Annotated in this window: 14 protein-coding genes; 12 read left to right on the top strand and 2 right to left on the bottom strand. The window is 70.8% G+C overall.

The window, feature by feature from the left end:
• Positions 1-7: 7 nt before the first annotated feature.
• Positions 8-1,462 (bottom strand): PucR family transcriptional regulator, encoded by a 1,455-nt coding sequence (locus AB0J71_RS28935; RefSeq protein WP_352322712.1) that lies wholly within the window; start codon positions 1,460-1,462, stop codon positions 8-10.
• A gap of 70 nt (positions 1,463-1,532) precedes the next feature.
• Between AB0J71_RS28935 and speB the strand changes: the two genes are divergently transcribed.
• From speB to AB0J71_RS28950, 3 genes are read left to right on the top strand one after another with little or no spacing between them, the layout of a single operon-like run.
• A complete protein-coding gene (gene speB, locus AB0J71_RS28940; protein ID WP_352322711.1) occupies positions 1,533-2,465 on the top strand; it encodes an agmatinase in 933 nt (310 codons plus the stop codon).
• Positions 2,462-3,967: a cytosine permease gene (locus AB0J71_RS28945; protein WP_352322710.1), complete on the top strand. Its 1,506-nt coding sequence runs from the start codon at positions 2,462-2,464 to the stop codon at positions 3,965-3,967. Before speB ends, AB0J71_RS28945 begins: the two co-directional genes overlap by 4 nt.
• Positions 3,967-4,623, top strand: coding sequence for a cyclase family protein (locus AB0J71_RS28950; protein ID WP_352322719.1), 657 nt, complete (start codon positions 3,967-3,969; stop codon positions 4,621-4,623). Before AB0J71_RS28945 ends, AB0J71_RS28950 begins: the two co-directional genes overlap by 1 nt.
• Here the strand turns inward: AB0J71_RS28950 and AB0J71_RS28955 are convergent.
• Positions 4,620-5,111 carry an Lrp/AsnC family transcriptional regulator gene (locus AB0J71_RS28955; protein ID WP_352322709.1) on the bottom strand — a complete coding sequence of 164 codons (492 nt, stop codon included), beginning with the start codon at positions 5,109-5,111 and terminating at the stop codon, positions 4,620-4,622. The genes AB0J71_RS28950 and AB0J71_RS28955 overlap by 4 nt on opposite strands.
• Before the next feature lie 203 nt (positions 5,112-5,314).
• On the opposite strand from AB0J71_RS28955, the gene AB0J71_RS28960 reads away from it, so the two are divergent.
• The 9 genes from AB0J71_RS28960 (at position 5,315) to AB0J71_RS29000 (ending at position 15,240) form a co-directional block, all read left to right on the top strand.
• A complete protein-coding gene (locus AB0J71_RS28960) occupies positions 5,315-6,748 on the top strand; it encodes a gamma-aminobutyraldehyde dehydrogenase (protein WP_352322708.1) in 1,434 nt (477 codons plus the stop codon).
• A gap of 15 nt (positions 6,749-6,763) precedes the next feature.
• The gene (locus tag AB0J71_RS28965) at positions 6,764-7,831 is read left to right on the top strand and encodes an ABC transporter ATP-binding protein (RefSeq protein WP_352322707.1); all 1,068 of its coding nucleotides are present in this window, start codon (positions 6,764-6,766) and stop codon (positions 7,829-7,831) included.
• A 48-nt stretch (positions 7,832-7,879) separates the two neighbouring features.
• Positions 7,880-9,073, top strand: a complete 1,194-nt coding sequence (locus AB0J71_RS28970) for a spermidine/putrescine ABC transporter substrate-binding protein (RefSeq protein WP_364416916.1) — start codon at positions 7,880-7,882, stop codon at positions 9,071-9,073.
• 2 nt (positions 9,074-9,075) lie between these two features.
• Positions 9,076-9,927, top strand: a complete 852-nt coding sequence (locus tag AB0J71_RS28975; RefSeq protein ID WP_352322705.1) for an ABC transporter permease — start codon at positions 9,076-9,078, stop codon at positions 9,925-9,927.
• Between the two features lie 14 nt (positions 9,928-9,941).
• Positions 9,942-10,736 carry an ABC transporter permease gene (locus AB0J71_RS28980; RefSeq protein ID WP_352322704.1) on the top strand — a complete coding sequence of 265 codons (795 nt, stop codon included), beginning with the start codon at positions 9,942-9,944 and terminating at the stop codon, positions 10,734-10,736.
• A 176-nt stretch (positions 10,737-10,912) separates the two neighbouring features.
• Entirely contained in the window at positions 10,913-12,307 is a 1,395-nt protein-coding gene (locus AB0J71_RS28985; protein ID WP_352322718.1) for an FAD-dependent oxidoreductase, read from the top strand.
• A 60-nt stretch (positions 12,308-12,367) separates the two neighbouring features.
• Entirely contained in the window at positions 12,368-13,261 is an 894-nt protein-coding gene (locus AB0J71_RS28990; RefSeq protein WP_364416918.1) for an alpha/beta hydrolase, read from the top strand.
• 39 nt (positions 13,262-13,300) lie between these two features.
• Positions 13,301-14,245 carry a zinc-binding dehydrogenase gene (locus AB0J71_RS28995; RefSeq protein ID WP_352322702.1) on the top strand — a complete coding sequence of 315 codons (945 nt, stop codon included), beginning with the start codon at positions 13,301-13,303 and terminating at the stop codon, positions 14,243-14,245.
• Positions 14,246-14,349: 104 nt separating this feature from the next.
• The gene (locus AB0J71_RS29000; protein WP_364416920.1) at positions 14,350-15,240 is read left to right on the top strand and encodes a serine hydrolase; all 891 of its coding nucleotides are present in this window, start codon (positions 14,350-14,352) and stop codon (positions 15,238-15,240) included.
• The last annotated feature ends 19 nt before the right edge of the window (positions 15,241-15,259 follow it).

The following is a 15,259-nucleotide window of genomic DNA, read 5'->3' on the forward strand; positions in this document are numbered from 1 at the left end:
CACGGCCCTAGCACAGGCCGAGCTGGCGGGCCGCGCGCACGGCCAGCCAGACCTCCGCGAACGCCGCGCTGGACGACAGGTCGCGCCCGCTCAGCGCGGCGAACCGGCGCAGCCGGTAGGCCAGCGTGTTGGGGTGGACGTGCAGCGCCGCCGCCGCGTCCTCGACGTGGCGGTTGCGCTCCATCCACGTGCGCACCGACAGCAGCAGCCGCGAGTCGTGGGCCTCGTCGTAGGCCAGCACCTCGCCCAGCACGTGGTCGACCAGGGCCGACAGCGTCGAGGGGTCGTCGGGCAGCCAGCGGCCGGTGGTGTCGTCGCCGTAGTGGACCAGCGCCTTGCCCGACTCGGCGGCGTGCGCGGCCGCCCACACGGCCTCGCGCTGGGCGACCCGCAACGACTCGCCCGGCGGGAACGGCCGGCTCACCCCCGCGCTGACCCCGGGCACGGCGGCCACCGCCGGCCCCAGCTCGGGCGGCCCCAGCAGGTAGTGGTCGTCGCCGCGCCGCAGCAGCAGGTGCGGCAGCTCGCCCACCGCCCGGCGCAGCGCGTCGTCGGGCGCGTGCCGCACGACCAGCAGCACCGACCCGGTCTCCAGGGGCAGGCCCATCCTGGCCAGCCGGCGCCGGGCCGCGGGCGGGTCGAGCACGTCCTGGAGCAGCTCGGCCAGCGTCTCGGCGCCCTCGCGGCGCAGCGTCTCGCGCTCGTGCCTGGCCATGGCGACCTGGAGGGCGGCCACGGTGGCGATGTGCTGGACCACGGCCAGCCCGGCGGGCCGCGCGCCCTCCCGCTCGAAGGCCACCAGGAACCCGGCGGGGCCGCCGGGCGCCGGCACCGGCAGCGCGAAGCCACCCGGGATCGTGGGCGGCGCGTCGGGCTCGGCGGGCAGCACGTCGAGCGCCGGCACCGGCACGCCGGGCAGCAACGGCCGGCCCTGCGGCGTGCACAGGTAGACGTCGTAGCCGGACAGCCGTTCCAGGCGCTTGAACAGGGTGACGGTGTCGAGGTCTTCGGCGGCCAGCCAGCGCAGCGCGCCGAACACCTGGAGCTGGGCGCCCAGCCGGTGGCTGGCGTCCTCCTGGAGCGCCGCCGCCACCTCCTGCGAGACGGCGATGAACGGCACCGCGAGCGGCACCTCCAGCACCGGCATGCCGCGCTCCTCGGCGGCCTCGAAGAACGCCTGGTGCAGCGGCGGGACGTGCAACTGGGCCGACAGGGCGAGCGCCGAGACCCCCGCGTCGTCGAGGCGTTCGAGGTAGGCGCGCTGCCGGGCGGCCGGGCGCGGCAGCGCGAGCCCGGTCGTCATGATGACCTCGGCGCCGAGCAGCCAGGGCGTCGGATCGGCCAGCTCGCTGACGTGCGCCCACGAGACCGAGCGGGACAGCCCGGCCTCGCCGGCGAGCACGCGGAGCTGGAGAGCGGGGGAGCGGAGAAGGTCTTCGACCGTCAGCTTGTGGTCAGCCACAACACACACCGTATTACTTTGTGGGAGTAACAATTGCCGCAGGTCAGAGGCGTGACGAACACTGACGAGCATGCACATCGGTCCCGTTGACTCCTCTCGGGTCCCGCGTTTCGCCGGGCCCGCCACCTTCGCCCGGCTGCCCCGGCTCGACCAGGTCGAGCGGGCGGACGTGGCCGTCGTGGGCGTGCCCTTCGACGCGGGCGTGTCCTACCGTCCGGGCGCCCGGTTCGGCCCCGCCGCCGTACGGGAGGCCAGCCGGTTGCTGCGGCCCTACCATCCGGGGCTGGACGTCTCGCCGTTCGAGCGTGTCCAGGTCGCCGACGCCGGTGACATCGCGGCGAACCCGTTCGACATCGGCGAGGCCGTCGAGACCATCGAGGCCGCGGCCGACGAGCTGGACGCCCGGCTGGTCACCATCGGCGGCGACCACACGATCGCGCTGCCGCTGCTGCGCTCGGCGGCCAGGAAGCACGGCCCGGTGGCGCTGCTGCACTTCGACGCGCACCTCGACACCTGGGACACCTACTTCGGCGCCGAGTACACCCACGGCACCCCCTTCCGCCGGGCGGTCGAGGAGGGCCTGCTCGACACCGAGGCGCTGAGCCACGTCGGCATCCGGGGCCCGCTGTACGGCAAGAAGGACCTGGAGGACGACCGGCGGCTCGGCTTCGGCATCCTGACCGCCGCCGACGTGCTGCGCCGCGGCCTGGACGAGGTCATCGACGTGCTGCGGCAGCGCGTCGGCGACCGCCCGCTCTACGTCTCCGTCGACATCGACGTGCTCGACCCCGCCCACGCCCCCGGCACCGGCACGCCGGAGGCCGGCGGGCTCACCAGCCGGGAGCTGCTGGAGATCCTCCGCGGTCTGGCCGGCTGCCGCCTGATCGGGGCCGACGTGGTCGAGGTGGCCCCCGCCTACGACCACGCCGAGATCACCTCGGTCGCCGCCTCCCACGTGGCCTACGACCTCGTCAGCCTGCTGGCGATGCAGGAGAAGACATGAGCATCACCGAGATCGAGACCTACGGCGTCGAGCGCATCCCCGACGCCGACCGCACCGCCGGGCCGTTCGACCTGTTCCGGGTCGCCTTCGGGGGCGCGAACACGTTCGCCACCTGCGTGCTGGGCGCCTTCCCCATCCTGTTCGGCCTGTCGTTCTGGCAGGGGCTCGCGGCCACCGTGCTCGGCCTGGTGGTCGGGGCGCTGATCCTGGCCCCGCTGTCGCTGTTCGGGCCGCTCAACGGCACCAACAACGCCGTCTCCTCCTCGGCCCACCTGGGCGTGCACGGCCGGGTGGTCGGCTCGTTCCTGTCGCTGCTGACCGCCATCGCGTTCTTCTCGATCTCGGTGTGGTCGTCCGGCGACGCGCTGGTGGGCGGCGCGCACCGGCTCGTCGGGCTGCCCGACACCGACCTGTCCTACGGGGTGGCCTACGCCGTCTTCGCCCTGCTCGTCCTCGTGGTCTGCGTGTACGGCTTCCGCTTCATGCTGTTCGTCAACAAGATCGCGGTCGCGGCGGCGTCGCTGCTGTTCGTGCTCGGGCTGTTCGCCTTCGCCGGGGACTTCGACCCGTCCTATCCCGGGACGCTGGCGGCCGGCGACCCGCTGTTCTGGCCGTCGTTCATCGGCGCGGCGCTGATCGTGTTGTCGAACCCCGTGTCCTTCGGCGCCTTCCTGGGCGACTGGTCCCGCTACATCCCGGCCGCCACCCCGCGCTCCCGCGTGATGGCGGCGGCCTTCCTGTCGCAGATCGCCACCATCCTGCCGTTCTTCTTCGGGCTGGCCACCGCCTCGATCATCGCCGCCAAGGCCGCCGAGTACGTCGACCCGGCCGCGCCCAACTACGTGGGCGGGCTGCTGGCGATCTCGCCGGCCTGGTACTTCGTCCCGGTCTGCCTGATCGCGCTGATCGGCGGCATGTCCACCGGCACCACCTCCCTGTACGGGACCGGGCTCGACTTCTCCAGCGTGTTCCCGCGCTTCTCCCGGGTGCAGGCGACCGTCTTCATCGGCACCCTGTCGATCGTGTTCATCTTCGTCGGGCGCTTCGCGGCCAACCTGACGGCCAGCATCTCCACGTTCGCCACGCTGATCATCACCTGCACCGCCCCCTGGATGGTCATCATGATGCTCGGCTACGTGACCCGCAGAGGCTGGTACGACCCCGACGCCCTGCAGGTCTTCAACCGGCGGCAGCGCGGCGGGCGGTACTGGTTCACCCACGGCTGGAACTGGCGCGGCCTCACGGCGTGGCTGCTCGCGGCCGCCGTGGCGCTGATGTTCGTGAACCTGCCCGGCCAGTTCGTCGGGCCGCTGGGAGACCTGGCCGGCGGCGTGGACGTCTCGCTGCCGCTGGGCCTCGCGGTCGCGGCCGTGCTCTACCTGGCGTTGCTCGCGCTCTTCCCCGAACCGCGCGAGGTGTACGGCCCGCGCGGCCCGCGCCTGGTGCGCTCGGCCGACACGCCGATCCTGCCCATCGTGGACGCGGCAGAATCGATGGCGTGATGGAACTCGTCGACCTGTCGGTGCCCGTCGAGACCGGGATGCCCGTCTATCCGGGCGACCCCGAGGTCTCGGTCGCCCCGGCGCTCACCGTCGCCCGCGACGGCGTCAACGTGCTGGGCCTGCACCTCGGCTCGCAGTCGGGCACCCACGTCGACGCCCCTTTCCACATCGACGACGCGCTGCCGGCGCTCGGCGCCCTGCCGCTGTCCCGCTTCGCCGGGCCCGCCGTGGTGGCCGACGCCCGGGGGCTCGCGCCCCGGTCGCCGATCGGGGCCGGGCTGCTCGACGGCCCGGCCCGGCCGTCCGGCGGCCAGGCGCCGATCGTGCTGGTCGCGACCGGCTGGTCGGCCCACTGGGGTGGCGAGTCGTACCTGGGCCACCCCTTCCTCACCGAGGAGGCCGCCACGCTGCTGGTCGAGCGGGGCGTGCGCACGGTCGGCATCGACGCGCTGAGCGTCGATCCCACGCCAGCCGACGACTTCCCGGCCCACCGCGTCCTGTGCGGGGCGCACGCCGTGATCGCCGAGAACCTCACCGGCCTCGACCGGCTGCTGGACGCCCAGGCCCGGGGGCGGCCGATCGAGGTCTGGATGATGCCGCTGCGGCTCGACGGCGCCGACGGCGCGCCCGTGCGGGCCGTGGCGCGGATCGGTTAGCGCGTGCCCCAGGAGTACGACTGCTTGCGCAGCTTCAGGTACACGAACGACTCCGTGGCCCGGACGGCGGGGATGGCCCGGATCTTGCTGAGGATCTCCAGCAGGTGCCCGTCGCCCTCGCAGACCACCTCGACGATCACATCGAAGGAGCCCGCCGTGAGCACCACGTAGTCGATCTCCTCGATGGCCGACAGCTCGTCGGCCACCGACTCCAGGTCGCCCTCGCAGTTGACCCCGATCATCGCCTGGCGGGGGAAGCCGAGGGTGAGGGGGTCGGTGACCGCGACGATCTGCATCACCCCGGCGTCCTGCAACCGCTGGACGCGCTGACGGACCGCGGCCTCGGAGAGCCCGACGGCCTTGCCGATCGCCGCGTAGGGCATGCGCCCGTCTGACTGGAGCTGCTCGATGATCTGCTTGGAGAGATCGTCGAGCACGACGGGCCCGGAACTGGCGTTGTTTCGTCGTACGCGGGGCGGCGTCGTCATGTCAGAGGAATCCTCCTAGCGGTCCGGCGTTACGGGGGCGTTCCCGCTCGATTGCCGTCCTGGTGCGACATGTTGTCAGTTCTTGGCGGTGTGTCAAGCGAATTCGTAGCAATTTGATATCTTCACCACGAAATCCCTTGTCCAGATGCATCTGCTCTGTAAGAGTCGCGGCATCTCAGCCACCTCAACGAGGAGGTCGTGCATTGACCACCCGTCTGCAGAACTTCATCAACGGTGAGTTCGTGGACGCCCAGAGCGGCCGGTTCTCCGACATCATCGACCCTTGCACGGGAGAGGCCTACCTTCAGGCCCCGATCTCCGGCGTCGAGGACGTCGACGCGGCCTACGCCGCGGCGGCCGCCGCGTTCGAGTCGTGGGGTCGGACCACCCCCGGTGAGCGGGCGAACCTGCTGCTCAAGGTCGCCGACGCGATCGACGCCCGGGCCGACGAGATCAACGAGGCCGAGTGCCTCAACACCGGCAAGCCCCGCGCCCGCATGGCCGAGGACGAGACGCCGGTAGCGGCCGACCACTTCCGCTTCTTCGCCGGCGCCGCGCGCACCCTGGAGGGGCCCACGGCCGGGGAGTTCCTCGCCGAGCACACCAGCGTCATCAGGCACGAGCCCATCGGCGTCGTCGGCCAGGTCACCCCCTGGAACTACCCGATGATGATGGCCGTGTGGAAGATCGCCCCGGCGCTGGCCGCCGGGAACACGATCGTCCTCAAGCCGTCGGACACCACCCCGGCCTCCACGCTCAAGCTGGCCGAGATCGTCGGCTCGGTGCTGCCGCCCGGCGTCTTCAACGTCGTCACCGGCGACCGCGAGACCGGCGCGCTCGTCGTGGGCCACCCGACCGCCGCCATGGTGGCGATCACCGGGTCCGTCGGCGCGGGCATGGCGGTCGCCAAGAGCGCCGCCGACGACCTCAAGCGGGTGCACCTGGAGCTCGGCGGCAAGGCGCCGGTCGTGGTCTTCGAGGACGTCAAGGACCTCGCCAAGGCCGCCGCCGACATCGCCGGCGCCGGTCTCTACAACGCCGGCCAGGACTGCACCGCGGCCTGCCGCGTGCTCGTCCAGGAGAGCGTGCACGACGAGTTCGTGGCCGCGCTGACCGAGGCCGCCGCCGCGACCGTGACCGGCGACCTGGACAACGAGGAAGCGCTCTACGGCCCGCTCAACAACGAGAACCAGCTCGCCAGGGTCCAGGGCTTCATCGACCGGGTCCCCGGCCACGCCAAGGTGCTCACCGGCGGCAACCGGGTCGGCGACAAGGGCTACTTCTTCGCCCCGACCGTCGTGGACGGCCTGCGGCAGGACGACGAGATGGTGCAGAACGAGGTCTTCGGCCCCGTCATCACCGTCCAGACGTTCACCGACGAGGCCGACGCGCTGGCCAAGGCCAACGACGTGAAGTACGGCCTGTCCAGCTCGGTGTGGACCTCCGACCACGGCCGCGCCATGCGCATGTCGAACCGCCTCGACTTCGGCGTGGTCTGGGTCAACACGCACATCCCGTTCGTCTCGGAGATGCCGCACGGCGGCTTCAAGCACTCCGGGTACGGCAAGGACCTGTCGGTGTTCGGTCTGCACGACTACACCAGGGTCAAGCACGTCATGCACTACATCGGCGAATAAGGACGAACCCTGGACATGACCGAGCTATCCGCAATTCAGCTTGAGGACGTCGTCAAGGAGTACCTCTCGCACGGCGAGGTCGTCCAGGCGGTCAAGGGTGTGTCGCTGGACATCGCCGAGGGGGAGTTCTTCTCCCTCCTCGGCCCGTCCGGATGCGGCAAGACCACGACCATGAGGATGATCGCCGGCTTCGAGGAGCCCACCAAAGGGCTCGTGAGGCTGCACGGCAAGGACGTCACCGACGTCCCGCCGAACAAGCGCGACGTCAACATGGTCTTCCAGTCCTACGCCCTGTTCCCGCACATGAGCGTGTGGGACAACGTGGCGTTCGGCCTGAAGCAGCGCAAGACGCCGCCGGAGGAGATCCGGCGGCGGGTCGGCGAGATGCTGGAGATCGTCGACCTGACCGGCCGGGAGAAGCGCCGGCCGCGCGAGATGTCCGGCGGCCAGCAGCAGCGCGTGGCGCTGGCCCGCGCGCTGGTCAACCGGCCGCGGGCGCTGCTGCTCGACGAGCCCCTGGGCGCGCTCGACCTCAAGCTGCGCCAGGCCATGCAGATCGAGCTCAAGCGCATCCAGCGCGAGGTCGGCATCACGTTCGTGTACGTGACGCACGACCAGAACGAGGCTCTGACCATGAGCGACAGGATCGCGGTGATGAACGACGGGCTGGTCGAGCAGCTGGCGAGCCCGCGGGAGATCTACGAACGGCCGGCCACCGCGTTCGTGGCGGGGTTCATCGGCACCTCCAACCTGATCACCGGGACGGTGACCGGCGGGGTGCTGGCGATCGGCGGCGGCCGGGTGCTGGTGCCGGACCACGAGGGCGACGTGACGGTGACCGTCCGCCCCGAGAAGATCACGATCTGCGCGGACGAGCCGGGACCCGGGCTGAGCGCCGTCCCCGGGACCGTCACGGAGATGGTCTACCTGGGCACCTCCAACAGCTACGCGGTGAAGCTCGCCGACGGGGCCGACATCACCGTGTTCGAGCAGAACGCGCATGACGCGACGGCGACCGCGGAGCGGGGCGACTCCGTGTGGCTGTCGTGGGAGGCGCAGCACTCTTATGTGATTGGAAGTTGATAGCACCCCATGAACCCCCGCCAGATCACCCCCGCCCTCCTGAGGGGCATGACCCAGCCCCGCACCCGCCGCGACTTCTTCCGTGTCACCGGCCTGTCCGCCGCCGGCCTCGCGCTCGCCGCCTGCGGCGTCCAGGGCCAGAAGGCCGCCCCTCCGAAGGCCGACGCCGTCCAGGACTACTGGTCCAAGCAGAGCAAGCACGGCAAGCTCGTCTTCGCCAACTGGCCCGAGTACATGCCCGAGGACCAGGCCCCGCTGAAGAAGTTCACCCAGACCACCGGGATCTCCGTGGAGTACAAGGAGGTCATCCAGGAGAACGCGGAGTTCTTCGGCAAGGCCGACCCCGTGCTCCGCGCCGGCCAGTCGCTCGGCTACGACATCATCGTGATGACCAACGGCGTGCAGCTCCAGCACATGGTCGAGCTCGGCTACATCGTGCCGCTCGACCACAGCCGGATGCCGAACTTCCTGGCCAACGCCGGTGAGAAGTACAAGGAACGCGCCTACGACCCGGGCAACCAGTACACGATGCCCTACTCCTCGGGCGTGACCGGCATCGCGTACAACACCAAGTACGTCAAGGACGACATCACCAGCATCGAGGCCCTGTTCGACCCCAAGTACAAGGGGCGGGTCGGGATGATGGCCGACGCGCAGGAGATCGGCAACTTCGGCATGTTCGCGCTGGGCGTCGATCCGGAGAAGTCGACCGAGGCCGACTGGAAGAAGGCCGGGGAGAAGCTCAAGCAGCAGCGTGACGCGGGAATCGTCCGGAAATATTACGACCAGAGCTACATCGACGCGGTCTCCAAGGGCGACGTCTGGCTGACCATGGCCTGGTCGGGCGACGTCTTCCAGCGGCAGCTCGCCGGCGAGCCGGTCAAGTTCGTGGTGCCGGCGGAGGGCGGCACGATCTGGACCGACAACATGCTCATCCCCAAGGGCGCGGCCAACCCCGTGGACGCGCTCACCCTCATGGACTACCTGTACCAGCCCGCGGTGGCCGCCGAACTCGACGAGTTCATCCAGTTCGTCACCCCGGTGCCGGCCGTGCAGGACCTCATGCGCGAGAAGGCCAAGACGGCCAAGGGCGAGGACAAGAAGGCCCTGGAGGACATGGTGGACAGCTCGCTCATGTTCCCCTCGGAGGCCGACTACGCCAAGCTGCGCACCTACACCACGCTGACCACCCAGCAGGAGCAGGTGTTCAACTCCATCTTCCAGTCGATCACCCAGGCATAGCCATGAAACGGCTCACCCCCTACCTGCTCGCCCTGCCGAGCTGGCTGTGGCTGGCGATCTTCCTGATCGTGCCCATGGTGGCGATGGCGTCGGTCTCGCTCCAGACGGGCAACGCCATCGACGGCTATGCGATGACGTTCAGCTTCTCCAACTACGCCGACGCGCTCGGCAGGTACAGCGACCAGCTGCTGCGCTCGCTCCTGTACGGCGGCCTGGCCACGGTGGCCATGCTGGTGATCGGGTACCCGGTGGCGTACTGGATCGCCTTCAAGGGCGGCAGCCGCAAGTCGGTGTACCTGTTCCTGCTGCTGCTGCCGTTCTTCGTCTCGTTCGTGCTGCGGACGATCTCGTGGAACTTCCTGCTGGCCGACAACGGCATCCTGTTCGGGACGCTGAAGGGCTGGGGGCTGCTGCCGGAGGGCTTCCACGTGCTGGCCACGACCGTGGCCGTGGTGGGCGGGCTCACCTACAACTTCCTGCCGTTCATGATCCTGCCGATCTACGTGGCCCTGGAGCGGGTGGACCCGCGGGTGGTGGAGGCGGCCCAGGACCTGTACGCCACCCGCGCCGGGGCCTTCCGCCGGGTGGTGCTGCCGCTGTCGCTGCCCGGCGTCTTCGCCGGGGTGCTGATGACGTTCGTGCCCGCGACCGCCGACCCGGTCAACGCGCAGATCCTCGGCGGCACGGCCAACACCATGATCGGCAACATCATCCAGACCGAGTACCTGACCAACCTCGACTACCCGACCGCCTCGGCGCTGTCGTTCACGCTGATGGCGATCCTGCTGGTGGGCATCTTCGTCTACGCCCGCGCGCTCGGCACCGAGAACGTCCTGGAGGCGGCGGCGCGATGAGCGGCGAGCGAGCAATGAGCAGGGGCGCGCGGGGCAGGTTCGGCGACCGCCTGCTGCACGTCTACACCTGGCTGATCATCCTGTGGCTGTCGTCGCCGATCGCGGTCATGATCCTGTTCGGCTTCAACGACAAGAAGAGCAAGTCGAACACGAGCTGGCAGGGCTTCACCCTCAAGTGGTACGGCGAGCTCTTCGAGATCTCCGACCTGACCACGGCGCTGCGCAACTCCATCGTGATCGCCCTGGTCAGCACCGTGATCACGGTCGTCATCGGGACGATGCTGGGCCTGGCCGTCGGCCGGCACCGCTTCCGCGGCCTCGGCGCCACGAACTTCCTGGTCTTCGCCGCCATCTCCACGCCGGAGCTGGTGATGGGGGCCTCGCTGCTGTCGCTGTTCGTCTCCGGCAACGTGCCGCGCGACGGCAACACGATCATCGTCGCGCACGTGCTGTTCTCGCTCTCCTTCGTCGTGGTGACGGTCAGGGCGCGGGTCATCACGCTCGACCCGTCGCTGGAGGAGGCGGCCAAGGACCTCGGCGCGACCGCCTGGGGCACGTTCCGGCAGGTGACGCTGCCCTCGATCATGCCGGGCGTGCTCGCGGGCGCGATGCTCTCCTTCGCGCTGTCGATCGACGACTACGTGGTGACGAGCTTCGTCAACGGCTCGACCGTCACCTTCCCCCTGTGGATCGTGGGTGCGGTGAAGACCGGCATTCCACCGCAGGTCAACGTGATGGGTACGCTCATCTTCGGGATCGGTGTGCTGATCGCCGTGGCGAACGCCGTGGCCGCAAGACGCCGCGCCTAGGATCTGCTCCAACAGGCTTTCCCCCCGCGATCCGGCGGGGGGATTGGTGTATTCCGACCAAGAACAGGGAGGCGAGATCGGATTTCGGCGGGGGGAACCCGCGCGTGATCACATCATGCTTTTGGATCCCGCAATCAACAAAGAACAACTGAGACTTTCGTAGGGAAGTGGGATTTGTGGATCCGCTGAAGGCGCTGGCTGACGCGGAGCGCAAGCCGTACTGGCTGGACAGCCCGGCCAGACCCGAGCCGCGCGCGCGGCTCATCGGAAACACCGACGCCGACCTGGTCGTCGTCGGCGGAGGCTTCTCGGGGCTCTGGACGGCCCTGATGGCCAAGGAACGTGACCCTTCGCTGGACGTGGTCCTGCTCGAAGGACGCAGGATCGGCTGGGCGGCGACCGGCCGCAACGGCGGGTTCTGCATGGCGACCCTCACCCATGGCCTGGCCAACGGCCTGGAACGGTGGCCGGAGGACATCGGCCGCCTCGAACGCATGGGCGTGGACAACCTCGACGAGATCGAGCGCACGCTGGAGCGGCACGGCATCGACTGCTCCTTCGAGCGCACCGGAGAGCTGCACGTGGCCACCGAGCCGTGGCAGCTCGACTCGCTGGGCGAACACCTGGACCTGATCTCCGAGCTCGGGCTCGACTACGTGCCCATGGACGAGCGGCAGGTGCGGGCCGAGGTCAACTCGCCGACCTACCTGGGCGGCCTGTGGGAGCGCAGCGGTTGCGCCATGCTGGACCCGGCGCGGCTGGCCTGGGGGTTGCGCGAGGCGTGCCTGCGGCTCGGCGTACGGGTCTTCGAGCGCAGTCCGGTGCGTTCGCTGCGCGACGACGGCACGACGATCACCCTGCGCACCCCGTACGGGTCGGTGACGGGTCGCCGGGTGGCGCTGGGCACGGGGGTCTTCCCGCCCCTGCTGCGCAGGCTCAAGCACTTCGTCGTCCCGGTGTACGACTACGCCCTGATGACCGAGCCGCTGACCGCGGCCCAGCTCGCCGAGGTGGGCTGGCACAACCGGCAGGGCGTCGGCGACTCGGGCAACCAGTTCCACTACTACCGGCTCACCGACGACAACCGCATCCTGTGGGGCGGCTACGACGCGGTCTACTACAACGGCGGCCTGGTCAAGCCGGAGTACGAGCAGCGCGACGAGACGTTCGTCAAGCTCGCCGAGCACTTCGCCACCACGTTCCCGCAGCTGTCCGAGGTGCGCTTCACGCACCGCTGGGGCGGCGTGATCGACACCTGCAGCCGCTTCAGCGCCTTCTACGGCACGGCGCACGGCGGCCGGCTGGCCTACGCCGTGGGCTACACCGGCATGGGCGTCGGAGCCACCAGGTTCGGCGCGAACGTGATGCTGGACCTGCTGTCGGGGGAGGCCACCGAGCGGACCGAGCTGCGGATGGTCAAGGAGAAGCCGGTCCCGTTCCCGCCCGAGCCGGTCCGGTCGGGGGTGATCCAGTTCACCCGGTGGTCGATCGCCCAGGCCGACCAGCATCAGGGCAGGCGCAACCTGTGGCTGCGCACGCTCGACAGGATGGGCCTCGGGTTCGACTCCTGATCCGGTGATCCGAGGGGGCGCCGGGCCCGCCCGCCGCGGGCCTGGCGCACACTTGTCACCATGAAAGTCGAGTTCGCCGCCGACGGCGTGCGCCTGACCGGTGACCTGCGCACGCCCGAGGGCACGGGCCCCTGGCCGGGGCTGGTGCTCACCGGGCCGTTCACCGGGGTGCGCGACCAGGTCACCGGCCTGTACGCCGAACGGCTGGCCCGGCGCGGCTACGTGACGCTGTCCTTCGACCACCGCAACTGGGGCGAGTCCGGCGGCGAGCCGCGCGGGCACGAGGATCCGCAGGGCAAGCTGGCCGACCTGCGGGCGGCGGTGTCGCTGCTGCGCTCGCGCCCCGAGGTGGACGGCGACCTGATCGGCGCGGTCGGCATCTGCCTGGGCGCCGGGTACGCGCTGAGGTTCGCCGCCTTCGACCCGCGCGTACGGGCGTTCGCGGGCATCGCCGGGGCCTACAACAACCCGTACACGATGCGGTCCGGCATGGACTACCAGGCGGCGCTGGCCGGGTTCGCCGGCGTGCTGGAACGGCAGGACCGGGGCGGCCCGGTCGAGTACCTGCCCGCCGTGGCCGAGGAGGGCGAGGCCGCGATGCCGGGCGACGAGCCGTTCGCCTACTACGGCACCGAGCGCGGCGCCTCCGCCTCCTGGCGGAACGCGGTGACCCGGGCCGGGCTGCGCGAGCTGATCACCATGGACAACATGATGGGCGCCGACTTCCTGTCGCCGAAGCCCGCCCTGATCGTGCACGGCGTGATCGACAGGTTCTGCCCGCCGGAGGGGGCCGAGGAGGCGTTCAAGCGGCTCGACCAGCCCAAGAGGCTCGTCTGGGTGGACGCCAAGCAGCACATCGACCTCTACGACCGCGAGCCGTACGTGTCGCAGGCCGTGGACGCCACCGCGGACTTCCTCGCCGAGCACCTCCGGCCGGGCGGCTCCGGAGACTGACGTCTACGCTGGGGGGTATCGCGCGGAATGGGGGGATTCATGCGTGCCATCCAGTTCACCCGCTTCGGCGGCCCGGAGGTGCTCGAAGAGGCCGAGGTGCCCGACCCGGTCGTGGGACCGGGCCAGGTGCTGGTCGACGTCGAGGCCGCCGGGCTGAACTTCGCCGACGTGCGGCAGATCTCCGGCCACTACTCCGCCCCCGACCGCCTGCCGCACATCCCCGGCAGCGAGGTCGTCGGGCTCGATCCCCGGGGGCGGCGGGTGATGGGCTTCACCGCCAACGGCTACGCCTCCAGGGCCGTCCTGGACGAGGGCGACGTCGTGGTGGTGCCCGGCTCGCTGCGGGCGGGGGAGGCGCTGGCGCTGCTCGTCCAGGGGCTCACCGCCTGGCACCTGCTGCGCTCGTCGGCGCGGCTCAGGGAGGGCGAGAGCGTGGTCGTCCACTCCGGCGCAGGCGGCGTCGGCAGCCTGGCCGTGCAGCTCGCCAAGGTGTTCGGCGCCGGACGCGTGATCGCCACCGCCTCCACCGAGGACAAACGTTCGCTCGCCCTCGACCTCGGCGCGGACGCCGCCGTGGACGGCGCGGCCGACGGGTACGCCGAGCGCGTCATCGAGGCCAACGGCGACCGGCCGGTGGACGTCGTGCTCGACGCCGTGGGCGGCGCGGTCTTCGACGCGGCGCTGACCGTGCTCGCCCCCTTCGGGCGGCTGGTCAGCTACGGGTCGTCGTCGGGGGAGCAGGCCCGGCCGGTCGAGGTCGGCCGGCTCACCGCGGGCAACCTCGCCGTCCTCGGGTTCTGGCTGCGTCCGCTGCGGGGGCGGCGGGAGATGGTAGGGCCCCCGCTGGGCGAGCTGCTCGCGCTGACCGCGGCCGGGCGGCTGCGGCCGCTGGTGGGCGGCGAGTACCCGCTGGCGGAGGCGGGCCGGGCCGTGGCCGACCTGGCCGGACGGCGAACTGTCGGCAAGGTGGTGCTCCTGCCCTGACGGGCGGGGTGTGACCAATGCCGCCACTGGGCAGAAAGTGATCAAAACCCCCGGGACGTGACGATCACGGGGGTTTGCGCGTGTGGTGGAGATGGCCGGCTGTCGTGGTGGTTTGGGGGCTCGCGGCCGGAGGCGCGGCCGGGTGCGCGACCGGACGGCTGCCGGAGGTGCCCGGTGTGCGGAAGGCGCCGGTGGCGGTCGGCCGTTGCGTCCTGAAATTTCATGACAAGAGGGCGGGGAGGGCGGCCCGCGACCGGCTTGCCCACGACATCGAGCAGTACCTGTCCAGACGCCCGGGACGGGTCGCCTACAGCATGCTGGAGCTCGACAGCGGCATCACCCTGGGCCGCGGCGAGCATCAGCACGACATGATCACCGCCAGCGGCGTCAAGGTGGACATCCTGACGGCGCTCGTGCTCGGCCGCGGCGGCCTGGGCGAGGAGGAACGCGACCTGGCCGAGCGCATGATCACCGAGAGCGACAATGGCGCGGCCGACGCGTTGTGGGGCCGGGTCGGCGGCGCGATGGGCGAGTTCTACCGGCGTATGGGCCTGACCGAGACCGTTCCGGGGCCCGGCGTCTTCTGGGGCGGCACCAACACCAGCCCCGCCGACCGCATCCGCCTGCTCCGGGCGCTGGTGGAGGGCGCCGAGGGCCTGTCCGGCCGGGACCGCGACCTCGTGCTCGGCCTGATGGGACGCGTGGTCAAGGACCAGTCGTGGGGGATCAGCGCGGCCGCCCGTCCGGTGGACCGGGTGGCGTTGAAGAACGGCTGGACGCCACGCCCGTTCATCCACAACACCTGGGCGGTGACCAGCTACGGCCGCGTCGTCGGGCCGGGGCGCGACCTGCTGCTGGCGGTGCAGACCGACGAGCAGCCGGGGGAGGGGGCGGGCATCGAGACCATCGAGGGGGTGGCCCGGATGATCGGCTCCCGCCTCGACGAGCTGTCGCCGACGATGATCCGGTCCTGCCCGAGGAACCCGCGTCCCTGACGGCGCCCTCCCGCCCTCC

The sequence above is a fragment of the Nonomuraea sp. NPDC049637 genome (assembly GCF_040675235.1).
GTDB lineage: Bacteria > Actinomycetota > Actinomycetes > Streptosporangiales > Streptosporangiaceae > Nonomuraea.

Bases quoted from the DNA above. Each gene is read 5' to 3' on its own strand.
- speB (WP_352322711.1), top strand. From the start codon at position 1,533: ATGCACATCGGTCCCGTTGACTCCTCTCGGGTCCCGCGTTTCGCCGGG.
- AB0J71_RS28945 (WP_352322710.1), top strand. From the start codon at position 2,462: ATGAGCATCACCGAGATCGAGACCTACGGCGTCGAGCGCATCCCCGAC.
- AB0J71_RS28950 (WP_352322719.1), top strand. From the start codon at position 3,967: ATGGAACTCGTCGACCTGTCGGTGCCCGTCGAGACCGGGATGCCCGTC.
- AB0J71_RS28955 (WP_352322709.1), bottom strand. From the start codon at position 5,111: ATGACGACGCCGCCCCGCGTACGACGAAACAACGCCAGTTCCGGGCCC.
- AB0J71_RS28965 (WP_352322707.1), top strand. From the start codon at position 6,764: ATGACCGAGCTATCCGCAATTCAGCTTGAGGACGTCGTCAAGGAGTAC.
- AB0J71_RS28970 (WP_364416916.1), top strand. From the start codon at position 7,880: ATGACCCAGCCCCGCACCCGCCGCGACTTCTTCCGTGTCACCGGCCTG.
- AB0J71_RS28975 (WP_352322705.1), top strand. From the start codon at position 9,076: ATGAAACGGCTCACCCCCTACCTGCTCGCCCTGCCGAGCTGGCTGTGG.
- AB0J71_RS28980 (WP_352322704.1), top strand. From the start codon at position 9,942: ATGAGCAGGGGCGCGCGGGGCAGGTTCGGCGACCGCCTGCTGCACGTC.
- AB0J71_RS28990 (WP_364416918.1), top strand. From the start codon at position 12,368: ATGAAAGTCGAGTTCGCCGCCGACGGCGTGCGCCTGACCGGTGACCTG.
- AB0J71_RS28995 (WP_352322702.1), top strand. From the start codon at position 13,301: ATGCGTGCCATCCAGTTCACCCGCTTCGGCGGCCCGGAGGTGCTCGAA.